The organism is Paenibacillus sp. P5_B5, from assembly GCF_056400365.1.
Genome location: NZ_JBFULK010000065.1, coordinates 1 through 431, shown reverse-complemented (window position 1 = coordinate 431; position 431 = coordinate 1). Strand labels below are relative to the sequence as shown.

The 431-nt window shown below is 57.5% G+C and carries 1 protein-coding gene; it reads left to right on the top strand.

What is annotated here, in order from left to right; genetic code table 11:
- The coding region (locus AC1DOK_RS24570; protein ID WP_477556892.1) for a fibronectin type III domain-containing protein at window positions 1–431 on the top strand (431 nt) is incomplete at both ends.

Here is a 431-nt window from a genome sequence, read left to right as displayed (position 1 = left end):
CCGATTGCTGTGCCGAGTGCCCCGACGAATGTAACTGCGACCGCAGGTAACGGATCAGCGACGGTGAGATTTGACGCACCAGCGAGTGATGGAGGAAGTGCGATCACGTTGTATACGGTCAAGTCGAGTCCGGGAGGCTTCACGGGAACAGGAACAACCGCTGATCCAATTACGGTCTCGGGTTTGACGAACGGAACGKCGTATACGTTCACAGTAGTTGCCACGAATAGTGCAGGCGACTCCATGGCATCGTTGGCATCAACGAGTGTGACACCCGTCGCGCCGATTGCTGTGCCGAGTGCCCCGACGAATGTAACTGCGACCGCAGGTAACGGATCAGCGACGGTKAGMTTTGACGCACCAGCGAGTGATGGAGGAAGTGCGATCACGTTGTATACGGTCAAGTCGAGTCCGGGGAGTCCGGGAGGCTT